This is a genomic window from Pseudomonas sp. P1.31, assembly GCF_001269815.1.
GTDB classification, from domain to species: domain Bacteria; phylum Pseudomonadota; class Gammaproteobacteria; order Pseudomonadales; family Pseudomonadaceae; genus Aquipseudomonas; species Aquipseudomonas rustica.
Genome location: NZ_LHVN01000001.1, coordinates 1 through 20,774, shown reverse-complemented (window position 1 = coordinate 20,774; position 20,774 = coordinate 1). Strand labels below are relative to the sequence as shown.

The following is a 20,774-nucleotide window of genomic DNA, read 5'->3' as shown; positions in this document are numbered from 1 at the left end:
AGCTCCTACAGGGGGCCGCACGTTATCCTTTCATGACTTGCGCCAGCAGTTCGTACGAATGCACGCGATCAGCATGCTCATACAAATCGCTGGTAAAAATCAGCTCATCCGCCTGCGTCTGCTCAATCAGCACTTCCAGCTTCGCGCGGATCTTCTGCGGGCCACCCACCATCGCCAGCCCAAGGAAATCACCCACCGCCTCACGCTCATGCGGCAACCACAGGCCATCCATGGTTTTCACCGGCGGACGCTGCACCAGACTTTGCCCGCGCATCAGCGCCAGAATGCGCTGGTACACCGACGTCGCCAGATAATCCGCCTGCTCATCGGTATCTGCGGCCACCAATGGCACACCGAGCATCACGTACGGCTTGTCGAGCACTGCCGACGGTTTGAAGTGATTGCGATAAACGCGGATCGCCTCATGCATGAAGCGCGGGGCGAAGTGCGAGGCGAAGGCGTATGGCAAACCGCGTTCACCGGCCAGTTGTGCACTGAACAGACTGGAACCCAGCAACCAGATCGGCACATTGGTGCCCGTGCCCGGCATCGCGATCACCCGTTGATCGGGGGTGCGCGGGCCGAGGAAGCGCACCAGTTCGGCGACATCTTCGGGGAAATCATCAGAGCTGCCTGAACGCTCGCGGCGCAGCGCACGCGCGGTCATCTGATCGGAACCAGGCGCACGGCCCAGACCCAGATCAATCCGCCCCGGATACAGGCTTTCCAGGGTGCCGAACTGCTCGGCGATCACCAACGGCGCATGGTTGGGCAGCATTACGCCGCCGGAGCCGACGCGAATGGTCGACGTACCGCCGGCCAGATAGCCGAGCAGCACCGAGGTCGCCGAGCTGGCGATGCCGTCCATGTTGTGGTGTTCCGCCACCCAAAACCTTGTGTAGCCGAATTTCTCGACGTGCTGCGCCAGATCCAGCGAATTGCGCAGCGCTTGCGCCGGGCTGCCGTTTTCGCGCACTGGCACCAGATCGAGAGTAGAAAATTTTACGTCGGACAGTTGTTTCATAAACCTGCGTCTCCGAGTGAGGCGGCAGGTTTTTCTTAGCGAACGAAATCCTGCCGAATCCATAAGCGTGTTTCATGCAATGAGGGCATATACCCGAGTTTCAATAGCAGCGAAGATATTTCCTACTAAAAAAGTCAACGATTCAGACGGGCTGAACTTTGTTCCGACGTCTATCCTCAGAAGCCTTGCAAGCAAAAACCACGACGACGCGGCGTTTCCGCGTCAGATCTTGAGGAGGCAGACATGGCTATCGTGAAGAAAGCATCCGCACATTGGGCAGGCGATCTGAAAACCGGCATCGGCTCGATCTCCACCGAAACCGGTGTCCTCAGAGAAGCACCCTACGGCTTCAAGGCCCGCTTCGAGGGCGGCAAGGGCACCAACCCGGAAGAACTGATCGGCGCTGCACATGCCGGTTGTTTCTCCATGGCGTTCTCGATGATTCTCGGCGATGCGGGCCTGACGGCTGACAGCATCGATACTCAGGCTGAAGTGACCCTTGATCAGGTGGACGGCGGGTTTGCGATCACTGCGGTGAAGCTGATTCTCAAGGCGAAAATCCCTGGGGCGACCCAAGCGCAGTTTGATGAGCTGAGCAAAAAGGCCAAGGAAGGGTGCCCGGTGTCGAAAGTACTGAATGCGCAGATCAGCCTTGAGGCGACGCTGGTCAGCTGATTCTGCGTCAGCAGGTCTGACGCTTTCGCGAGCAAGCCCGCTCCTACAGGGGATTTCGGTCGATCACAGAAATTGTGTCCGCCGGTGATCAAATGTAGGAGTGAGCCTGCTCGCGATAGCGATCTCAACATCACCGCGAATCAGAAACCGTGCGTACATCTTGTGCGCAAAGTCAGAACTCGCTTCAGCAAAATATGGTCGAATACGTGACAGCAGCTTCAGCGCACGCCCGTGCGCGCTGCCTCAGGGAGCTTCACTCATGAAACGTATTGGCTTGGCCATCCTCTGCAGTGCATTGGCCACTTCGGTTGTTGCGGCACCGAAAGACTGCGAAGAACTGAGAAAAGAAATCGAGATCAAGATCCAGGCCAAAGCCGTGCCTTCGTACACGCTGGAAATTGTCAGCAAGGAAGAGGCGGCCAAGCACGATATCGCCATGGTGGTGGGTTCGTGTGAGAACGGCACCAAAGCGATCATCTATCAGAAGAACGACTCCTGATAACGCTTACGGCACGCAGTTGATCTGCCGTTCTTCGGCAACGATCTGCCCCTGACGATTGATCAACCGGGCGCTTGGCGTGAAGGCCAGCGACCGTGCTTCGAGCCGGTAGCGTTGCCCGGCTTCGAAGTGGTCATAGGGTACGGTCATGTAACACAAGCGTTCCTGCGGATCGGTATCCATGCCCTGACCGCCGCCGAAAATCTCGAAATCGAAGCGCACCGTCAATTCATGGCTGCCCGGCGTGACCTGGAAAAAACGCCCATCGCGTAGACGCTGATTATCCAGGCGTTCAGCCATCAACACTTTGCCGCCGGGTGTCGGCATCGAAAAATCGACCCAGGCCATCTGTGGATCGACCGCTGGCAGCGGGCTCTGACAGCCGGCAAGCACACTTCCTACCAGCAACAACGTCAACCTGCGCATGATCAATGTCCTTTGATGTGGACAGCCAGCATACCGCCGATCAGGTCTTCTGGCAGCCCGCCGGTGTGCCCTGCCCGACGACTTTGCGCTGCTCATCATAAAGTTTGGCCCATGGCCGGAAACCAATACTGCCCGCCTGCAACTGATAGCGTTGGCCGGCGTTGAAATCCTTGAATTTCACATTCAACTGGCAATCGCGCCACAGCGGTTCGGCGTCGGGGCCGATGTTGCTGGCGTCTACCGGGAACTGATAGCGCACCTTCAATTCATGGCTGCCGGGCTCGACTTCAAAATAGCGTTTATCAATCGCGGCCTGGCTGTCGACCTTCAGCGCTTGCAGAGTCGTGTCCTGTTGCCGGGCATCGAGATCGATCCAGGCTTGTGAGGGGTCAGGGTCGGGCATTCCGAAATTGGCACAACCGGCCAGCGTCAGCAGGCCTCCCGTCAGCATCAACATGCGCATAGCGGTGCTCCTTAAGGCGGGATAGTCTTGCGAGCAGACTTTCCGGGGGGATTTCTTATTGTGATCAGGCCGTTTGCAAGCCATGGGTTACTTGATCGCGTTTTTCGGATTTTGTTTCCGGGTGTGTTGTTTTTGTTGCTCAACGGTTGCGCCAGCGTCAGCTATTACAGCCAGTTGGCCAGCGGGCAGCTGCAACTGCTGCGGGCGCGCGAGCCAGTGGCCGAGGTGATTGCCGACCCGGGCCGCGATGCGAAGTTGCGCGCACACCTGAGCCAATCGCAAAACGCTCGTGCTTTCGCCAGCGAACATCTGCACTTGCCCGACAACCAAAGCTATCGCCTGTACGCCGACATTGGCCGGCCGTTCGTGGTGTGGAATGTGTTCGCCACTCAGGAGTTTTCCCTGACGCCGCAGAACCATTGCTTCCCGATTGCCGGGTGTGTGGCTTATCGCGGCTATTACAGCCAAGGCGCGGCGCGAGGCGAAGCGGCGATCCAGCGCTTGCAGGGCATGGACGTGTCGATTGGCGGCGTCGAGGCCTACTCGACGCTGGGTTGGTTCAACGATCCGATCATCAACACGATGATGGGCTGGGGCGACGAACGCCTGGCCACGCTGATCTTTCATGAACTGGCGCATCAGCGCTTTTATGTGAAGGACGACACCGAGTTCAACGAGTCCTTCGCCACGTTCGTCGAACAGGAAGGCACGCGGCAATGGCGCGCATTTCGCGGGTTACCGGCGGATACCGACTCGCGGTTGCAGCAGCGGGATCAATTCATTGAGCTGGTGCTGGATGTGCGATCACGGCTGGAGAAGCTGTATGCACAGCCATTACCGGCTGAGCAGATGCGCGAACGTAAAGCGGCGGAGTTCGAGCAGTTTCGCCGGGATTATCGGGTGATGCGCGACAGCCAGTGGGCCGGGGATAAGCGCTATGACGCTTGGGTGAATGCGCCGCTGAACAATGCGCGGTTGTTGCCGTTTGGGCTGTATGACCAGTGGGTGCCGGCGTTTTCGGCGTTGTTCAAACAGGTCGGGGGAGATTGGCTGAGGTTTTATGCCGAGGTTGAGCGGTTGGGTGGGTTGCCGGTGACTGAGCGTAAGGCGGCGCTCAAGGCATTGGCGGAATCCTGATTTTGCATTGGCTAGGCCGGCGTCTTCGCGGGCAAGCCTTGCTCCTACAGATGAATCGCGGGTGCGCTTTTTGTAGGAGCAAGGCTTGCCCGCGAAAGGGCCTCTGAATGCTCACACCCAAATGGCATCCCAAAGCGGATAGTCGCCAATCTTCTTGACCAGTCCAGCACGCAGCGGGTTAGCAACGATGTATCGGGCAACCGCTTGAAGATCCTCCTCTCGCCTGATTGCTCTGTCATGAAAGCCTGACTGCCACAGGGTTCCCTCCATTTTAAGCAACCGATTCAAGCCAACCGTGGTGCGAGATTTTGTTCGCCCCATCAACGACGGTAGCGTCGAGTTTTGCAGCTCAATCAGCCAATGAATATGGTCAGGCATGACCACCCAGGCCAATGATTTCGCCAGTTGCTCTTGCTCTGCTTTCTGGAAGGCATTGACGGCCCGGCGGCCGGCCGCAAACGTAGAAAAAACCGGGCGACGGTTTCGGACTACTGCTGTAAGTAGATAAATCTGTCCTTCACCGGAATAGCGGCCGAGGCGCAGGCGGTGGGCGTGGCATGGGCTTTTCATAAGCGATCCTCCTTGATCGTGAACTCTGCATTCACAGTAGATCGTTGGAGGAGGACTCGATGAAGAACAATTAATCGGGATGTTACTGAGGGCCTCTTCGCGGGCAAGCCTTGCTCCTACAGACCATGTTTCCTCTGTAGGAGCAAAGCTTGCTCGCGATAGCAATCTGATCAGCGCCGCAAAAACGCCTGATGTAACTCATCCAGCGTTTCAAAGTGATAAGCCGGCGCCTCGGCATTCAGCTCTTCAAAACTGCCAAATCCATAACCGACCGCCGCCGCGTCCAGCCCATTGCTGCGTGCGCCAATCAGGTCGTGCTTACGGTCGCCGATCATCAGCGTATTCGCCGGATCCAGCCCTTCTTCCTTCACCAGATGCGCAATCAGCTCAACCTTATTGGTGCGGGTGCCATCCAGTTCGCTGCCGTAAATCACTTTGAAGTGCCGGGCGAAATCAAAGTGCCGGGCGATCTCGCGGGCGAATATCCACGGCTTCGACGTCGCGATATACAGCTGCCGACCTTGGCCACCGAGGGTTTCCAGCAACGGCGTAACGCCATCAAACACGCGGTTTTCATACAGACCGGTGACCTTGAAGCGCTCGCGATAGAAATTCACCGCCTCCCACGCTTTGGCTTCATCAAAATCGTAGAACTGCATGAACGCCTGCAACAGCGGCGGGCCGATGAAGTGTTCGAGCTTGGTCAGATCCGGCTCATCGATGCCAAGTTTGGCCAAGGCAAACTGAATGGAACGGGTGATGCCTTCACGCGGGTCGGTGAGGGTGCCATCGAGGTCGAACAGTACGGTTTGGTAATGCATGGGAATTCCTGGGCAGTCGCCAATTCGATTCAGAGTGTGTCGTAGCCTTCGGCCAGATGCAGATCCTTGAGTTTCACGTAATTGGCCGCGCTGTAGGTGAAGAAGGCGCGTTCCTTGTCGCTCAGCGGGCGAACCTGTTTTACCGGGCTACCGACATACAGGAAGCCGCTTTCCAGACGTTTGCCCGGCGGCACCAGACTGCCGGCGCCGATGATCACGTCGTCTTCAACCACCGCGCCGTCCATGACGATGCTGCCCATGCCGATCAACACGCGGCTGCCGACGCTGCAGCCATGCAGCATGACTTTATGGGCGATGGTCACGTCGTCGCCGATCAGCAGCGGGAAGCCGTCGGGGTTGAACGGGCCGGCGTGGGTGATGTGCAACACGCAGCCGTCCTGCACGCTGGTGCGCGCACCGATGCGGATGCGGTGCATGTCGCCACGGATCACGGTCAGCGGCCAGACCGAGCTGTCTTCGCCAATTTCCACATCGCCGATCACCACCGCCGAGCGGTCGACAAACGCGCCTTTGCTCAGGCTGGGGGTGTGATTCTGGTACTTGCGAACGGACACGATAATTTCTCTCTCTGTCGCCGATAGCTGCGGTGAGTGCCGATTGTAATTAAGATGGGGCAATGTTTCCCCAGCCAAGGTGCCAACCGTGAGCGTGAACAACCCTCTGCTGCAGTCCTACGACCTGCCACCGTTCTCCACGATCCGTGCCGAACACGTCCTGCCAGCCATTGAAACTATTCTGGCCGACAACCGCGCCGCCATCGCCGAAATCCTCAAAACCCAAGTCCAGAACCCTACCTGGGCCGGCCTGGTACTGGCGATGGACGAACTCAATGATCGCCTCGGCGCCGCATGGAGCCCGGTCAGCCACCTCAACGCCGTGTGCAACAGCGCCGAATTGCGTGAAGCCTACGAGTCGTGCCTGCCAGCCTTGAGCGCCTACTCCACCGAGATGGGCCAGAACCGCGAACTGTTCCAGGCGTTTGAAGCGCTGGCCAACAGCCCGGAAGCCGCCGGTTTCGACGTGGCGCAGAAGACTATTCTGGAACACGCCCTGCGTGACTTCCGTCTGTCGGGTATAGACCTGCCGGAAGCCGAACAGAAACGCTACGCCGAAGTGCAGAGCAAACTGTCCGAGCTCGGCAGCCGCTTCTCCAATCAACTGCTCGACGCCACTCAGGCGTGGACCAAGCACGTCAGCGACGAAGCCGCCCTTGCCGGCCTGACCGATTCGGCCAAGGCGCAAATGGCCGCCGCCGCTCAGGCCAAAGGCCTCGACGGCTGGCTGATCACCCTGGAATTCCCGAGCTACTACGCGGTGATGACCTACGCGCAAGACCGTGCGCTGCGTGAAGAAGTCTACGCCGCCTACTGCACCCGCGCCTCGGATCAAGGCCCGAACGCCGGCCAGAACGATAATGGCCCGGTGATGGAAGAGATCCTCGACCTGCGTCAGGAACTGGCCAGGCTGCTGGGTTTCGCCAGCTTCTCCGAACTGAGCCTGGCGACGAAAATGGCTGAATCCAGCGATCAGGTACTGAGCTTCCTGCGCGATCTGGCCAAGCGCAGCAAACCGTTCGCCGCACAAGATCTGCAACAGCTGCGCGCTTACGCCGCCGAACAGGGCTGCGCCGATCTGCAAAGCTGGGACAGCGGTTTCTACGGTGAAAAACTTCGCGAACAACGCTACAGCGTTGCTCAGGAAACCCTGCGCGCCTACTTCCCGATCGATAAAGTCCTGGGCGGTCTGTTCGCCATTGTTCAGTTCCTGTACGGCATCGAAATCGCCGAACAGAAAGGCTTCGACACCTGGCACCCGGACGTGCGCCTGTTCGAAATCAAGGAAAACGGCCAGCACGTCGGCCGCTTCTTCTTCGACCTCTACGCCCGCGCCAACAAGCGTGGCGGTGCATGGATGGACGGCGCCCGCGACCGTCGCCGCACCATCGACGGCGTGCTGCAAAGCCCGGTGGCCAATCTGGTGTGTAACTTCACCCCGGCTGACAGCGGCAAGCCTGCGCTGCTGACCCACGATGAAGTGACTACGCTGTTCCACGAATTCGGCCATGGCCTGCATCACCTGCTGACCCGCGTTGATCACGCCGGTGTTTCCGGGATCAACGGTGTGGCGTGGGACGCGGTCGAGCTGCCAAGTCAGTTCATGGAAAACTGGTGCTGGGAGCCGGAAGGCCTCGCGCTGATTTCCGGTCACTACGAAAGCGGTGAGCCGCTGCCGCAGGATCTGCTGGAAAAAATGCTCGCGGCGAAGAACTTCCAGTCCGGCCTGATGATGGTGCGTCAGCTGGAGTTCTCGCTGTTCGACTTCGAACTGCACGCCACCCACGGTGACGGCCGCAGCGTTGCACAGGTACTCGAAGGTATCCGCGACGAGGTGTCGGTGATGCGTCCGCCAGCCTACAACCGCTTCCCGAACAGCTTCGCGCACATCTTCGCCGGCGGTTACGCGGCGGGTTACTACAGCTACAAGTGGGCTGAAGTGCTGTCGGCGGATGCCTTCTCGAAATTCGAAGAAGACGGCGTGCTCAACGCAGAAACCGGTCGCGCCTTCCGCGAAGCGATTCTGGCGCGCGGCGGTTCGCAGGCACCGATGGTGCTGTTCGTCGACTTCCGTGGCCGTGAGCCGTCGATTGACGCACTGTTGCGCCACAGCGGCCTGAGTGAGGACGCGGCAGCATGAGTGAGGGGCCTGTGATTACCAAAAAACGCTTTATCGCCGGGGCGGTCTGCCCGGCGTGCAGCGAGCCGGACAAGTTGATGATGTGGAACGAAGACAGCGTGCCGCACCGTGAATGTGTGGCTTGCGGTTACTCCGACACGCTCAACGAGCAAGGGTTGTCGGTGCCGAAAGAACTGGGCACGCGGGTCAACACCAGCGCTATCAGCAAACCTGCGCCGGACAAAACCGTGCAAGCCGTACAGTTTTTCCCCAACCCGAAGCTGAAGAAAAAGCCTGACGAGCAACACTGATGCGCAAACCACCTTTCACCGTTTTGGCGGTGAAAGGTGGTAACTATGTACCGCCCTTCCCCCGCGCTTCCTGATTAGGCTGGCTCTTTCAGCCATCCCTCAAGGAAGACGCCATGCCTGACTCCAATCCGCTATTACAACGCTGGACGCTGCCGCCGTGGTCGACCGTGCGCGCTGAACATTTGGTGCCTGCGATCACAACGATTGTGGCCAACAACCAACTGATCACTGAACAAGTAATCGCCAGCCAGACCGAACATCCGAACTGGGACGATCTGATCCTCGCCGTCGATGAAGCTGATGCCACATTGGCTGAAGCCATGGCGGTGATCGAATACCTGTCGATGGGAAAATCCGCCGATAGCGCGTGGGAAAAAGCCAGCGCGCAGTGCAGCCAGATCGCCGGGCAATACCGGACTGACACGTTGGCGAGCGTGCCGTTGTTCCGTACATTCCAACGCTTGGAAAACAGTGCGGTCGCCGTCCATTTCGATGCTTCACGCAAAGCGTCACTGGCCAAAATCCTGCGCAGGTTGCGCTTGTCCGGAGTTGAGTTACCGGCGGTGCAACAGGAGAAACTCGCCCGTTTGAATCGCGTCATCGGCCTGCTCGAACAGCTGTTCGCCAGCCAGATCGATCTCGCCAACGCTGCATGGACAAAACACATCACCGACGCCGCGCGGCTCGACGGTCTGAGCCCGCACAGCCAGGCGCAACTGGCGCTCAAGGCCAGACAGGCCGGGCTCGACGGCTGGCTACTCACGCTGGATCAAAACACCTGCCACCAAATCATGACGTACGCGCGCGACCGCACTTTGCGCGAGGAATATTTCATTGCCTGGACCACCCGCGCATCGGATCAAGGCCCGCAGGCGGATCAGTTCGATAACGAGCCGGTATTGAGTTTGCTGCTGACCTTGCGTCACGAAAAAGCCGAAATTCTCGGCTTCGATAACTACGCGCAACTGCGCCTCAACGATCGGATGGTCACCTCCACCGCGCAAGTCAGCGCCTTCCTGCAGCGACAAGTCGCGCAAGCCAAACCGCTGATGGAGCAAGAGTCGAAAACGCTGCAGGCGTTCGCCGATCAGCAGGGCTTTGGAACCATTCAGGCCTGGGATCAGGAATTCCTCGCCGAACGGTTACGGGTGCAGCAACTGGACGGCGCGCTGCAAGGCTTGCGGCAGTATTTCCCGCTGGACGCAACCGTGCAGCGGTTATGCCGGTTCAGCGAACATTTGTTCGGCATCACGATTCACGAGCAGCGCACGTTTGATCGCTGGCATGAGCATGTCCGCTTGTATGAAGTCAGCGAACATGGCCAAGTCATCGGGCATATCTACCTCGACCCTTACGCGGGCAAACACGCTGCGGACTATGCCTGGACGGGCACGGTGCGCAATCGGCGAATCGATGCCGAAGGTCGGGCGTCGACGCCGATCGCCGTGCTGTCCAGTAACTTCACCGCCCCCACGCCCGAACACCCGTGCCTGCTGTCGCATCAGGATTTGCGGGTGCTGTTCCATGAATTCGGGCATTGCCTGCAACACGTGCTGACGCGCTCGCCGCATCACAACCTGTCGGGCATTTCCCAGTTCCCACGCGACACCGCGGAATTCGCCGGGCAGTTGTTTGAGCAATGGTGTTTGTCGCGAGAATTTATCTTGTGGCTGGCGGCGCATCATCAAACCGCAGAGCGCCTGTCTGAAGCGCGTGTGAACACCGCGCTCACGGCTTTGAGCGCGCAATCCAGTCGAGCGACCGGGATGTTGCTGATGGGCGCTTTGTTCGATTTCGAGTTGCACCACCGCCACGGCGACGGCCGCAGCATTGCGCAGGTGTTCGATGGGGTGCAGCGCCAGTTTGCCGAACTGCAAATGCCGGACTACTGCCGGTTTGCCAACAGCTTCGACTATTTGGTCACCGGTTATGAAGCTTCGGTGTACGCCTATAAATGGTCAGGCGTGCTGGCGACCGAGGCGTTCAAACGCTTCGAGCACGACGGCGTGTTCAACCCGCAAACCGGCCGGGCGTTTCGCGAGGCATTTTTTTCCGGCGACTCGCCGACGTTGCTGAGTGCTCTGGAAAAATTTCTCGGGCGCCCCGTCAGCGCGGAGTTGTTTGAAACCGCGCCCGATCCAACCACTGTCACTTCAAATTGACCGACTGAAACCAGCTCTTCATCGAGCACGTGGCGAACGCGCTGGTGCTGCAATCACCATTGGCCAGCGCGGTGCGCAGCTTGTCTGCATCGGCCTGCATCACGTAGCGCACGCTGTCGCGGAAATGCCCACTCTCGCCGAATCCGCCTTGGGTCATTTCGCTCAGCGCGTCTTCTTTGCTCCAGCCTTGCACAACCACACGGTACATCGCCGCCATCAATCCGGTGCGGTCGGAGCCGTGTTTGCAGTGCAGCAACACTGGGCCGTTGGCTTCGGCAGCCTGAATGGCGCGCAGGGTTTTCAGCACGTCAGCATCGTCGACGTGGTTGGTGCGGTAAGGCAGTTGCACCTGATTGATGTCGGAGTCCGACAGCCAGTTCTGGTCGGATTCCGGCAAAAAGGTAATCACCGTGGCGACTTTGAGATTTTTCAGCAACGGCACCGCGCCACTATCGGGCAAGGCGCTGCGGTAGAGCGTCGGTGACATCTGAAACAGGTTGTATTGCACTTCAACCGGTTGCGCCCATTCAGTCGGGCGAACCGGGGTGGCGGCATCAGCCTGAACCGGCATCCACTGCAACAGCGCTACAAGCGATAAACACAAAACAGGAAACAAACGCACTGGGGACATGCTGAGGTGACCGTGTCGGAATTCTTCAGGAATAGGAGCCGTAGCTTCGTCGTTGGGCGGTCAAAGCCCCGTGAGGCGTTTGTCAAAGAAACGTGAATCCGCGTTGTTTCATCGATTTCATCCAAGAAATCCGGGCTTTTTTTCACTGAATCGGTTCATCCCGATGCTTAGCCTGCTACCATTTGTCACATGATGTTGCAGACGCTTTCCCTCCTCCGGGTCTTCCACCGGCCACGTCGCGACGAAAAATCCTCAAGCCGTTCGCAGAAACGGTTGACCACCATTGATGCCTGATGAGGTACACCTTCCATGTCTGATCAAGATCGAGACAACCCGCGGCGTGAGTTTTTGCGCAAATCCCTGACCCTGATTCCGGTCGTGACCCTCGCCGGCACCAGCCTGGGCAGCAGCGTCTTGCAAGCCGCGCCTGAAGCGGCGCCCGCTGCACCGGCCGCGCCAGCCGCTCGCGCTGACGCCGAGGTGTATCAACCGAGCTATTTCACCGCCGAAGAATGGGCATTCATCAATGCCGCCGTCGCGCAGTTGATCCCCAACGATGCCCAAGGCCCGGGCGCGCTTGAAGCCGGTGTGCCGGAATACATCGACCGTCAAATGAACACGCCGTACGCCGCCGGTGCCCTTTGGTACATGCAAGGCCCGTTCAATGCCGACGCTGCGCCGGAAATGGGCTGGCAGAGCAAACTGGTGCCGAAAGAAATCTATCGCCTCGGCATCGCCGCCACGGATCAGTGGGCAAAATCCCTCAACGGTAAAGTATTTGCTGAGCAAGACAGCGCTACCCGAGAGGATTTGCTCAAGCAACTCGAAGCCGGCAAGCCGCAGTTCGATGCGGTTCCGGCGAAGATTTTCTTCAACCTGCTGCTGCAAAACACCAAGGAAGGCTTCTTCTGCGACCCGATCCACGGTGGCAATAAAGGCATGGTTGGCTGGACGATGATCGGTTTCCCCGGCGCCCGCGCCGATTTCATGGATTGGGTGGAACGCAACGAGCAATACCCCTTCCCGGCAGTGTCGATTCGCGGCGAGAGGGCGTAAGCATGGCAACGGTATTGAAGAAAGTGGACGCAGTCATCATCGGTTTCGGCTGGACTGGCGCGATCATGGCCAAGGAGCTGACCGAAGCGGGCCTCAACGTGCTGGCGCTGGAGCGCGGGCCGATGCAGGACACTTACCCCGACGGCAACTATCCACAGGTGATCGACGAACTCACCTACAGCGTGCGGAAAAAACTCTTTCAGGACATCTCCAAAGAAACCGTCACCATCCGCCACAGCGTCAACGACATCGCCCTGCCGAACCGCCAGTTGGGCGCGTTCCTGCCGGGCAACGGTGTTGGCGGCGCCGGCCTGCACTGGTCGGGCGTGCACTTCCGCGTCGATCCGATCGAGTTGCGCATGCGCAGCCATTACGAAGAGCGCTACGGCAAAAGCTTTATACCCAAGGACATGACCATCCAGGACTTCGGCGTCAGCTATGAAGAACTGGAGCCGTTCTTCGATTACGCCGAAAAAGTCTTTGGCACCTCGGGTCAAGCGTGGACGGTGAAAGGCCAACTGGTCGGTCAGGGCAAGGGCGGCAACCCGTACGCGCCGGATCGCTCCAACCCGTTCCCGTTGGAAGCACAGAAGAATACGGTTTCCGCACAGCTGTTCGGCAAAGCGGCTACAGAAGTCGGTTACAAACCCTACAACCTGCCGTCCGCGAATACGTCGGGGCCGTACACCAACCCTTACGGCGCACAAATGGGCCCGTGCAACTTCTGCGGTTTTTGCAGCGGTTATGTTTGCTACATGTACTCCAAGGCGTCGCCGAACGTGAACATTCTGCCGGCGCTGAAGCCGCTGCCGAATTTCGAGTTGCGCGCCAACGCTCACGTGCTGCGGATCAACCTCGACAGCACCAAGAGCAAAGCCACCGGCGTCACTTACATCGACGCACAGGGTCGCGAAATGGAGCAACCGGCGGATCTGGTGATCCTCGGCGCGTTCCAGTTGCACAACGTACGTCTGATGCTGCTCTCCGGCATCGGCAAACCGTACGACCCGAAGACTGGCGAAGGCGTGATCGGGCGTAACTTCGCCTACCAGAACATGGCGACCATCAAGGCGTTCTTTGACAAGGACACCCACACCAACAACTTCATCGGCGCTGGCGGCAATGGCGTGGCGCTGGACGACTTCAACGCCGACAACTTCGACCACGGCCCGCACGGCTTCGTCGGCGGCTCGCCGATGTGGGTCAACCAGGCGGGCAGCCGGCCGATTGCCGGTACCTCGAACCCGCCCGGCACGCCTGCCTGGGGCAGTGCGTGGAAACGCGCGACCGCCGATTACTACACCCACCAAGTGTCGATGGACGCCCACGGCGCGCATCAGTCCTACCGTGGCAACTACCTCGATCTCGACCCGGTGTACCGCGATGCCTACGGTTTACCGCTGCTGCGCATGACTTTCGACTGGCAGGAAAACGACATCAAGATGAACCGCTTCATGGTCGAAAAAATGGGCAAGGTCGCCGAAGCGATGGGCCCGAAAGCCATCGCGGTGATCGGCAAGAAAGTCGGCGACCACTTCAACACCGCGTCCTACCAGACCACCCACCTTAACGGTGGCGCGATCATGGGCACCGATCCGAAGAAGAGCGCACTGAACCGCTACCTGCAGAGCTGGGACGTACACAACGTCTTCGTTCCAGGCGCCTCGGCGTTCCCGCAAGGCCTGGGCTACAACCCGACCGGGCTGGTGGCTGCACTGACCTACTGGTCGGCAAAAGCGATCCGCGAGCAGTACCTGAAAAACCCCGGCCCGCTGGTTCAGGCTTAAGGAGCGATGACCATGAAGAATTTCGTTATCGCGACTTTGGCCCTGCTCGGCAGCGCCTCAATCCACGCGACTGAGGTTGATCAAGCCTTGATCAAACAAGGCGAATACCTCGCCCGCGCCGGTGACTGCGTGGCTTGCCACACGGCCAAGGGCGGCAAGCCGTTCGCCGGTGGTCTGCCGATGGAAACGCCGATCGGCACGATCTACTCGACCAACATCACCCCGGATAAAACCGGCGTCGGTGAATACAGCTTCGAGGACTTCGATCAGGCCGTGCGCCATGGCGTCGCCAAAAACGGTAGTACGTTGTACCCGGCGATGCCGTATCCGTCCTACGCGCGTGTCAGCGAAACCGACATGCAGGCGCTGTATGCGTACTTCATGCATGGCGTGGAACCGGTCGCGCAGGAGAACAAGGCCAGCGACATTCCGTGGCCGTTGAGCATGCGTTGGCCGCTGATGGGCTGGCGCTGGATGTTTGCGCCGAAGGTCGAGGACTACAAAGCAACGAGTACCGACCCGGTGATCGACCGTGGCGCGTATCTGGTTGAAGGCCTCGGCCATTGCGGTGCCTGTCACACGCCACGGGCGCTGACCATGCAGGAAAAATCCTTGAGCGCGGCCGATGGCAGCAACTTCCTCGCCGGCAGTGCGCCGCTGGAAGGCTGGATCGCCAAGAGCCTGCGCGGCGATCACGAGGATGGCCTCGGCGGCTGGAGCGAAGAGCAATTGGTGCAGTTCCTCAAAACCGGTCGCAGCGATCGCAGCGCGGTGTTCGGCGGCATGAGCGACGTGGTCACCCACAGCATGCAATACATGACCGACGCCGACCTGACCGCCATCGCCCGCTATCTCAAGTCGCTGCCGGCCAATGATCCTGCCGACCAGCCGCATCAGTACGAAGAGAAAGTCGCCAAAGCCTTGTGGAATGGCGACGACAGCCAGCGCGGTGCTTCGGTGTACATCGACAACTGCGCGGCCTGCCACCGCACTGACGGCCACGGTTACACGCGTGTGTTCCCGGCACTGGCGGGCAATCCGGTACTGCAATCGGAAGACCCGACCTCGCTGATTCACATCGTGCTCAAGGGCGGCACCTTGCCTGCGACGCACACTGCGCCTTCCACCTTCACCATGCCGGGTTTCGCCTGGCGTTTGTCGGATCAGGAAGTGGCGGACGTGGTGAGTTTTATTCGTGGCAGTTGGGGTAACAAGGGTTCGGCCGTGAATGCCGATGATGTAGCGAAGTTGCGTAAAGGCGATTTGAGCCAGGCAACTATCGACACTCGATGATTAGTTGCAACTAAAGAAACCCTGCTTGAGCAATCAAGCAGGGTTTTTTATCAATATGAAAACTATCTTAGTTACGGATTGATGATACTTGCATAGGCTTTGGCGAGCGCCGCCAGTTTGGCTTTGTCTGCATCGCCAATCACACCGTCGCGATCCACATCTTGATTGAGACGGTCAATGGTAAAGGTCTTGCCGCCGTCCTTAGAGGTTGCGGTGACCATGATCGAATCAACCAGCAATTCGCTTTCGGTCGAAGTTTGCGCATCCCACGCCAATTCCTTGCGCGCCAGCTGCATGGAAACCAGTGTATTAGGCTCCGACGGGCCGGGTTGCATCAGTTGCAGAAAGACACCGCGCGAATTGAAAAACGACATCACTAAATCCTTTTATTTAATAAGTTTTGAACACGAGCAAAGACTACAAATTCAAGGCTCGAATAACTAGCCGATAGTTGTTTCGCTAGTTTGCACATAACAACTTACTTATTGTCGACAAATAGCCGAAGCGCAGCATTTTTTGCCGGCCAGCCAAACGGTAGTGGCCAAAAACCGGCAATTGCGATTACTGTATGGATATACAGAACAAAGGATCCGACTGATGTCCATCGCCCTGCCCCCACGCGGCCGCGGCACCGCGACCAACCCGCACAACCGCTTCGCGCCGAGCCGTTCGGTAGCTGAGGACGACGGCTGGTATCAGGAAGTGCCCGAAACGCAGAACACCGAGGTGATGATCGAAACCGCGAAAACCATCATCACCCGTAACACATCGCCCGACCTGCCCTTCGATCGCTCGATCAATCCCTACCGTGGCTGCGAACACGGCTGCATTTATTGCTACGCGCGACCCAGTCACGCCTATTGGGACATGTCGCCGGGACTGGATTTCGAAACTCGGCTGATCGCCAAGACCAACGCCGCGCAAGTGCTGGAAGAACAGCTGAGCAAACGCGGTTATCAATGTGCGCCGATTAATCTGGGCTCCAACACCGATCCGTATCAGCCGATCGAACGCGAACACAAAATCACCCGGCAGATCCTCGAAGTGCTGCTGCGCTACCGGCATCCGGTGACCATCGTCACCAAGGGTTCGCTGATTCTTCGCGATCTCGACCTGCTGACTGAATTGGCGCAGCAGCGGCTGGTGGCGGTGATGATCAGCCTGACCACGCTGGACGACGAACTCAAACGCATCCTCGAACCGCGTGCCGCTGCGCCGAAAGCACGCTTGCGCGCGATTCGGGTGATGCGCGAAGCGGGGATTCCGGTCGGTGTGCTGTGTTCGCCGATGATTCCGATGATCAACGACAGCGAAATCGAAAACCTGCTCAACGAGGCGCACGCTGCCGGTGCACAAAGTGCTGCTTATATGATGTTGCGCCTGCCACTGGAAGTGGCGCCGCTGTTCGAGGAATGGTTGGCCGCGCACTATCCGCAACGCGCTGCGCATGTGCTGAGCCTGATCCGCCAGAGCCGTGGCGGCGAGCTCTACGACAGCCGCTTCGGCGCCCGCATGCGTGGCGAAGGGCCGTTTGCCGACCTGCTCGCACAACGCTTTGCCAAAGCCATCAAACGGCTTGGTCTCAATCATCGCGAAGGCTACAACCTCGATTGCACAGCTTTTTGCCCGCCGGGCGCACAAATGTCGCTGTTGTAGATGGGCGTCGCAAAAAAAACGCCTGATCGAGCCTAAGCTCGACCAGGCGATTAATTACAACTTGATTAATTAAGCAAGAAGCTGATTAGAACCAACCCTTAATCCAGTCGACGATGGTATTGAAAGTATTTTTGATGTTTTCCCAAGCGTTTTTTACCCACACTACGAACTTCTCAACGATATTGCTGATCCAGAAATAAATCTCGTTGTACAGGTTACTGAAGAACGCCATGATCTTGTCAGCAACGGAAAGAATAGCGCCTTGGGTAGCAGGATACTTCTCGCCAATACCGATGGCCTTATCGTACATTTGGTCGATCTGTTTATTCGATGCTTCTTTTTGGCTTGCCCGTTTCTCCTCCATGCGTTTGCGGAATTCGGCAGCGGCGTCATCACCGCCGTTGGTTTTCTTGAAGTCCTCGGTATCCGCAGTGATCTGGGTTTGGATCACGGTAGTGCTAACTGTACCGCTTCGCTGAGAGTCGTTTTTCAGATCATCAATTGCAGCTTGCTCTTCAGGGTTCAGGGCAGTCAGTGTCGACAAAGTCGAATAAACCGGTTTAACCAGCGCCTGACGACGTGCACCAGGCGTATGGTCACAGTGCGCCTTATGATATTCGCGCAGCGCATTCATGGTAGTTGCAAAAATAGTCGAAGTAGTCATTTTCAATCCTTGAAAGTTTTTAATAAGAGCGCGAAAGTTGCGCCCACCGAAAAACTATAAAAATTAAACTATCAGACCGCAACTAGTTAGTTATTTCAAAAAATAAACACCCTTATCAACAACAACGAAACTTCGTTATTAACAACTAACTCATTACATCGCTACAGCCCTTGGATCAATGTAGCCCGATCGCTAAAAGGCAGACTGAGAGCGGCATCACCAAACCTTCTGTCTGCTACCTCGCCAGACGTCATTGATTTAGCGACAATTAGCACAGGTTTGAGGGGCTGGTATCCCCCCGTCGAAAACTGCCAGTCACGTTTTTTGTGACCTGGAACACACGTTCTAGAGCGGTTGATTCAGTTTCAGTTAAGTTTCGGCGGCTACCTTGTTCATCGAGTGACTGACCGGTCTGGATGACCGCGATAGTTTTAAACAGCCACTGGCTTCATACCGGAATACCGGGGAAGATTCCCTGAATCCGTCAAAGAGGATGAATCATGAGTGATAAGGATAAACAGCCGCTGGCTGCGTCGGCGCCGTCCCCAGAAGCGGAATCCGCCGATGCAGCGCTGCGCCAGATCGTAGATGGCTTTTTGCATTTTCATCATGAGATTTTTCCGCAGCAGGAAGAACTCTTCAAGAAACTCGCCACGGCCCAGGCGCCGAAAGCGATGTTCATCACCTGCGCCGACTCGCGCATCGTCCCCGAGCTGATTACGCACAGTTCGCCCGGCGATCTGTTCGTGACCCGTAACGTCGGCAACGTGGTTCCGCCTTACGGCCAAATGAACGGCGGCGTTTCCACCGCGATCGAATACGCGGTACTGGCGCTCGGCGTGCAGCACATCATCATCTGCGGCCACTCCGATTGCGGCGCCATGCGTGCGGTGCTCAACCCGGACAGCCTGGAAAAAATGCCGACGGTCAAAGCCTGGCTGCGCCACGCTGAAGTCGCGAAAACCATGGTGCATGAAAACTGTAACTGCGCCGACGAAAAAGAAAGCATGCCGATCCTCACCGAGGAAAACGTCATCGCCCAACTGCAGCACTTGCGTACCCATCCTTCGGTAGCCTCGCGCATGGCGAACGGTCATCTGTTCATCCATGGCTGGGTTTACGACATCGAAACCAGCGAAATCAAAGCTTACGACGCGGATCAGGGACGCTTCCTGCCGCTCGACGGCAGCCATCCGATTCCGGTGGCGACGCCCAAAGCGCGCTTCTAAATCTTCCTAAACATCTGTGTGGTTTGACGCCGGTCGCTGATTCAGCGACCCGGCCTTGCCATGCCTGAAGAAAACGTCGGGAGAATCGCCATGCGTGCGGCTCAATTGAAAGCGGTGTTGCCACGGGAGCTGCTCGCTTCCGTGGTTGTGTTTCTGGTCGCTCTGCCGCTGTGCATGGGCATTGCGATTGCGTCAGGGTTGCCGCCGGCAAAGGGTTTGATCACCGGGATCATCGGTGGTTTGGTGGTCGGTTGGCTGGCGGGTTCGCCGTTGCAGGTCAGTGGGCCGGCGGCGGGCCTGGCGGTGTTGGTCTTTGAACTGGTGCGCCAGCACGGCATCGAGATGCTCGGGCCGATTCTGTTGCTCGCCGGTTTTCTGCAACTGGTGGCCGGGCGCTTGAAGCTCGGCTGCTGGTTTCGGGTGACGGCGCCAGCGGTGGTCTACGGGATGCTGGCGGGGATTGGCGTGTTGATCGTGCTGTCGCAGGTGCATGTGATGCTCGATGCGTCACCGAAACCTTCCGGGCTGGATAACCTCGCCGCATTCCCGGCGGCGGTGGCTCAGGCCGTGCCGTCGTTCGGTTGGCAGGCCGGGTTGCTCGGGCTGTCGACGATTGCAGTGATGTGGTTGTGGGAAAAATTCCGTCCGCATTCGCTACGGTTTATTCCCGGCGCGCTGCTCGGCGTGGGGCTGGCGACGGGTGCCAGCTTGATGCTGGCCTTGCAGGTGAAACGCGTTGAGGTGCCGGCGAATCTCGCGGAAGCCATCGACTGGTTGAAGCCGACAGATCTGCTCAGCCTGGCTGATCCGACGCTGTTGATCGCGGCGTTCGCTGTAGCGTTTATTGCCAGCGCCGAAACGCTGTTATCTGCTGCTGCGGTAGATCGCATGCACAGTGGCGTGCGTTCGGATTTCGACCGCGAACTGTCGGCGCAGGGTGTAGGCAATATGCTCTGCGGACTGGTTGGCGCGCTGCCGATGACCGGGGTAATCGTGCGCAGTTCGGCCAACGTCCAGGCCGGTGCGACCACACGCTATTCGACGATTTTCCATGGCTTGTGGCTGCTGGCGTTCGTGCTGTTGTTGTCGAGCGTGCTGCAAAGCATTCCGGTGGCGAGTCTGGCCGGTGTGCTGGTGTATACCGGTTTCAAACTGGTCGACCTGAAAGCCTTTCGCGGTCTGAGTCGATATGGACGGATGCCGATGTTCACCTATGCCGCGACGGCGCTGGCGATCATCTTCACCGACCTGCTGACCGGTGTGCTGCTGGGTTTCGGTCTGACGTTGTTGAAGCTGGCGTTCAAGGCCTCGCGGTTGAAGATCAGCCTGATCGATCTGCCGCAGGACGGCGAGATGGAATTGCGTTTGATCGGCGCGGCGACCTTCCTCAAAGTGCCGGCGCTGACCCAGGTGCTCAACAGTATTCCGGCAGGCGTGACGGTGCACGTGCCGCTCAATAATCTGAGCTACATCGACCATTCGTGTCTGGAGTTGCTGGAGGAATGGGGCCGGGCGAATGCGGCGAAGGGGTCGAAGCTGTTGATTGAGTCGCGCGGGTTGAAGCGCAGGCTTGAAGGACGGATTCGCACAACAACAGGCATCGGTGCAGCCGGATAAAAATCTTTGTAGGAGCAAGGCTTGCCCGCGAAGGCGGCGTGTCAGACGACATCATCGTT

21 protein-coding genes are annotated in these 20,774 nt (G+C 58.3%); 12 read left to right on the top strand and 9 right to left on the bottom strand.

Annotated elements, in window-relative coordinates; genetic code table 11:
- Nucleotides 1-22: 22 nt before the first annotated feature.
- Nucleotides 23-1,024 carry an LLM class flavin-dependent oxidoreductase gene (locus tag AD669_RS00105; RefSeq protein WP_053116404.1) on the bottom strand — a complete coding sequence of 334 codons (1,002 nt, stop codon included), beginning with the start codon at nucleotides 1,022-1,024 and terminating at the stop codon, nucleotides 23-25.
- Between the two features lie 243 nt (nucleotides 1,025-1,267).
- Here AD669_RS00105 and AD669_RS00100 point away from each other — a divergent pair, with 243 nt between their 5' ends.
- Together AD669_RS00100 and AD669_RS00095 are read left to right on the top strand one after the other, a co-directional pair.
- Nucleotides 1,268-1,699: an OsmC family protein gene (locus tag AD669_RS00100; RefSeq protein WP_053116403.1), complete on the top strand. Its 432-nt coding sequence runs from the start codon at nucleotides 1,268-1,270 to the stop codon at nucleotides 1,697-1,699.
- Between the two features lie 259 nt (nucleotides 1,700-1,958).
- Nucleotides 1,959-2,198 (top strand): DUF1161 domain-containing protein, encoded by a 240-nt coding sequence (locus tag AD669_RS00095; protein WP_008081158.1) that lies wholly within the window; start codon nucleotides 1,959-1,961, stop codon nucleotides 2,196-2,198.
- A 6-nt stretch (nucleotides 2,199-2,204) separates the two neighbouring features.
- Here the strand turns inward: AD669_RS00095 and AD669_RS00090 are convergent, their stop codons facing one another.
- Together AD669_RS00090 and AD669_RS00085 are read right to left on the bottom strand one after the other, a co-directional pair.
- Nucleotides 2,205-2,624, bottom strand: a complete 420-nt coding sequence (locus tag AD669_RS00090; RefSeq protein ID WP_008081161.1) for a hypothetical protein — start codon at nucleotides 2,622-2,624, stop codon at nucleotides 2,205-2,207.
- A gap of 40 nt (nucleotides 2,625-2,664) precedes the next feature.
- Entirely contained in the window at nucleotides 2,665-3,087 is a 423-nt protein-coding gene (locus AD669_RS00085) for a hypothetical protein (RefSeq protein ID WP_053116402.1), read from the bottom strand.
- Between the two features lie 60 nt (nucleotides 3,088-3,147).
- Between AD669_RS00085 and AD669_RS00080 the strand changes: the two genes are divergently transcribed.
- On the top strand, nucleotides 3,148-4,224 hold the full coding sequence (locus AD669_RS00080) for an aminopeptidase (RefSeq protein WP_053116401.1): 1,077 nt from the start codon (nucleotides 3,148-3,150) through the stop codon (nucleotides 4,222-4,224).
- 111 nt (nucleotides 4,225-4,335) lie between these two features.
- Here the strand turns inward: AD669_RS00080 and AD669_RS00075 are convergent, their stop codons facing one another.
- From AD669_RS00075 to AD669_RS00065, 3 genes are all read right to left on the bottom strand, one after another.
- A complete protein-coding gene (locus AD669_RS00075) occupies nucleotides 4,336-4,794 on the bottom strand; it encodes a transposase (protein ID WP_053116400.1) in 459 nt (152 codons plus the stop codon).
- Nucleotides 4,795-4,964: 170 nt separating this feature from the next.
- The gene (locus AD669_RS00070; RefSeq protein ID WP_053116399.1) at nucleotides 4,965-5,615 is read right to left on the bottom strand and encodes an HAD family hydrolase; all 651 of its coding nucleotides are present in this window, start codon (nucleotides 5,613-5,615) and stop codon (nucleotides 4,965-4,967) included.
- A 29-nt stretch (nucleotides 5,616-5,644) separates the two neighbouring features.
- Nucleotides 5,645-6,190 (bottom strand): gamma carbonic anhydrase family protein, encoded by a 546-nt coding sequence (locus tag AD669_RS00065; RefSeq protein ID WP_053116398.1) that lies wholly within the window; start codon nucleotides 6,188-6,190, stop codon nucleotides 5,645-5,647.
- Between the two features lie 88 nt (nucleotides 6,191-6,278).
- Here AD669_RS00065 and prlC point away from each other — a divergent pair, with 88 nt between their 5' ends.
- The 3 genes from prlC to AD669_RS00050 all read left to right on the top strand — a co-directional run bounded on the left by prlC (nucleotide 6,279) and on the right by AD669_RS00050 (nucleotide 10,782).
- Nucleotides 6,279-8,330 carry an oligopeptidase A gene (prlC, locus tag AD669_RS00060; protein WP_053116397.1) on the top strand — a complete coding sequence of 684 codons (2,052 nt, stop codon included), beginning with the start codon at nucleotides 6,279-6,281 and terminating at the stop codon, nucleotides 8,328-8,330.
- Entirely contained in the window at nucleotides 8,327-8,620 is a 294-nt protein-coding gene (locus AD669_RS00055) for a YheV family putative zinc ribbon protein (RefSeq protein ID WP_053116396.1), read from the top strand. Before prlC ends, AD669_RS00055 begins: the two co-directional genes overlap by 4 nt.
- Nucleotides 8,621-8,733: 113 nt before the next feature.
- Nucleotides 8,734-10,782, top strand: a complete 2,049-nt coding sequence (locus tag AD669_RS00050) for a M3 family metallopeptidase (protein ID WP_053116395.1) — start codon at nucleotides 8,734-8,736, stop codon at nucleotides 10,780-10,782.
- Here AD669_RS00050 and AD669_RS00045 read toward each other — a convergent pair.
- A complete protein-coding gene (locus AD669_RS00045) occupies nucleotides 10,769-11,413 on the bottom strand; it encodes a dual specificity protein phosphatase family protein (RefSeq protein WP_053116394.1) in 645 nt (214 codons plus the stop codon). The two genes, AD669_RS00050 and AD669_RS00045, sit on opposite strands and share 14 nt — an antisense overlap.
- Before the next feature lie 309 nt (nucleotides 11,414-11,722).
- On the opposite strand from AD669_RS00045, the gene AD669_RS00040 reads away from it, so the two are divergent.
- Genes AD669_RS00040 through AD669_RS00030 form a run of 3 tightly spaced genes read left to right on the top strand, consistent with a single transcriptional unit; the run spans nucleotide 11,723 to nucleotide 15,549 of the window.
- Entirely contained in the window at nucleotides 11,723-12,469 is a 747-nt protein-coding gene (locus tag AD669_RS00040; protein ID WP_053116393.1) for a gluconate 2-dehydrogenase subunit 3 family protein, read from the top strand.
- Nucleotides 12,470-12,471: 2 nt separating this feature from the next.
- Nucleotides 12,472-14,256 carry a GMC family oxidoreductase gene (locus tag AD669_RS00035; protein ID WP_053116392.1) on the top strand — a complete coding sequence of 595 codons (1,785 nt, stop codon included), beginning with the start codon at nucleotides 12,472-12,474 and terminating at the stop codon, nucleotides 14,254-14,256.
- Between the two features lie 12 nt (nucleotides 14,257-14,268).
- Nucleotides 14,269-15,549 (top strand): cytochrome c, encoded by a 1,281-nt coding sequence (locus AD669_RS00030; RefSeq protein WP_053116391.1) that lies wholly within the window; start codon nucleotides 14,269-14,271, stop codon nucleotides 15,547-15,549.
- Between the two features lie 71 nt (nucleotides 15,550-15,620).
- Here the strand turns inward: AD669_RS00030 and AD669_RS00025 are convergent, their stop codons facing one another.
- A complete protein-coding gene (locus tag AD669_RS00025) occupies nucleotides 15,621-15,923 on the bottom strand; it encodes a hypothetical protein (protein WP_053116390.1) in 303 nt (100 codons plus the stop codon).
- Between the two features lie 223 nt (nucleotides 15,924-16,146).
- Here AD669_RS00025 and AD669_RS00020 point away from each other — a divergent pair, with 223 nt between their 5' ends.
- The gene (locus AD669_RS00020; RefSeq protein WP_053116389.1) at nucleotides 16,147-17,205 is read left to right on the top strand and encodes a PA0069 family radical SAM protein; all 1,059 of its coding nucleotides are present in this window, start codon (nucleotides 16,147-16,149) and stop codon (nucleotides 17,203-17,205) included.
- 85 nt (nucleotides 17,206-17,290) lie between these two features.
- Here the strand turns inward: AD669_RS00020 and AD669_RS00015 are convergent, their stop codons facing one another.
- Nucleotides 17,291-17,869, bottom strand: coding sequence for a hypothetical protein (locus AD669_RS00015; protein ID WP_156316116.1), 579 nt, complete (start codon nucleotides 17,867-17,869; stop codon nucleotides 17,291-17,293).
- Between the two features lie 500 nt (nucleotides 17,870-18,369).
- Here AD669_RS00015 and AD669_RS00010 point away from each other — a divergent pair, with 500 nt between their 5' ends.
- Entirely contained in the window at nucleotides 18,370-19,098 is a 729-nt protein-coding gene (locus tag AD669_RS00010) for a carbonic anhydrase (protein WP_053116387.1), read from the top strand.
- 90 nt (nucleotides 19,099-19,188) lie between these two features.
- Entirely contained in the window at nucleotides 19,189-20,715 is a 1,527-nt protein-coding gene (locus AD669_RS00005; protein ID WP_053116386.1) for a SulP family inorganic anion transporter, read from the top strand.
- Nucleotides 20,716-20,774 lie beyond the last annotated feature (59 nt).

Coding starts and splice junctions, on each gene's coding strand:
- AD669_RS00050 (WP_053116395.1), top strand. CDS start 8,734: ATGCCTGACTCCAATCCGCTATTACAACGCTGGACGCTGCCGCCGTGG.
- AD669_RS00030 (WP_053116391.1), top strand. CDS start 14,269: ATGAAGAATTTCGTTATCGCGACTTTGGCCCTGCTCGGCAGCGCCTCA.
- AD669_RS00040 (WP_053116393.1), top strand. CDS start 11,723: ATGTCTGATCAAGATCGAGACAACCCGCGGCGTGAGTTTTTGCGCAAA.
- AD669_RS00025 (WP_053116390.1), bottom strand. CDS start 15,923: ATGTCGTTTTTCAATTCGCGCGGTGTCTTTCTGCAACTGATGCAACCC.
- AD669_RS00020 (WP_053116389.1), top strand. CDS start 16,147: ATGTCCATCGCCCTGCCCCCACGCGGCCGCGGCACCGCGACCAACCCG.
- AD669_RS00015 (WP_156316116.1), bottom strand. CDS start 17,869: ATGACTACTTCGACTATTTTTGCAACTACCATGAATGCGCTGCGCGAA.
- AD669_RS00075 (WP_053116400.1), bottom strand. CDS start 4,794: ATGAAAAGCCCATGCCACGCCCACCGCCTGCGCCTCGGCCGCTATTCC.
- AD669_RS00090 (WP_008081161.1), bottom strand. CDS start 2,624: ATGCGCAGGTTGACGTTGTTGCTGGTAGGAAGTGTGCTTGCCGGCTGT.
- AD669_RS00010 (WP_053116387.1), top strand. CDS start 18,370: ATGAGTGATAAGGATAAACAGCCGCTGGCTGCGTCGGCGCCGTCCCCA.
- AD669_RS00055 (WP_053116396.1), top strand. CDS start 8,327: ATGAGTGAGGGGCCTGTGATTACCAAAAAACGCTTTATCGCCGGGGCG.
- AD669_RS00045 (WP_053116394.1), bottom strand. CDS start 11,413: ATGTCCCCAGTGCGTTTGTTTCCTGTTTTGTGTTTATCGCTTGTAGCG.
- AD669_RS00100 (WP_053116403.1), top strand. CDS start 1,268: ATGGCTATCGTGAAGAAAGCATCCGCACATTGGGCAGGCGATCTGAAA.
- AD669_RS00085 (WP_053116402.1), bottom strand. CDS start 3,087: ATGCGCATGTTGATGCTGACGGGAGGCCTGCTGACGCTGGCCGGTTGT.
- AD669_RS00095 (WP_008081158.1), top strand. CDS start 1,959: ATGAAACGTATTGGCTTGGCCATCCTCTGCAGTGCATTGGCCACTTCG.
- AD669_RS00070 (WP_053116399.1), bottom strand. CDS start 5,615: ATGCATTACCAAACCGTACTGTTCGACCTCGATGGCACCCTCACCGAC.
- AD669_RS00035 (WP_053116392.1), top strand. CDS start 12,472: ATGGCAACGGTATTGAAGAAAGTGGACGCAGTCATCATCGGTTTCGGC.
- AD669_RS00005 (WP_053116386.1), top strand. CDS start 19,189: ATGCGTGCGGCTCAATTGAAAGCGGTGTTGCCACGGGAGCTGCTCGCT.
- AD669_RS00105 (WP_053116404.1), bottom strand. CDS start 1,024: ATGAAACAACTGTCCGACGTAAAATTTTCTACTCTCGATCTGGTGCCA.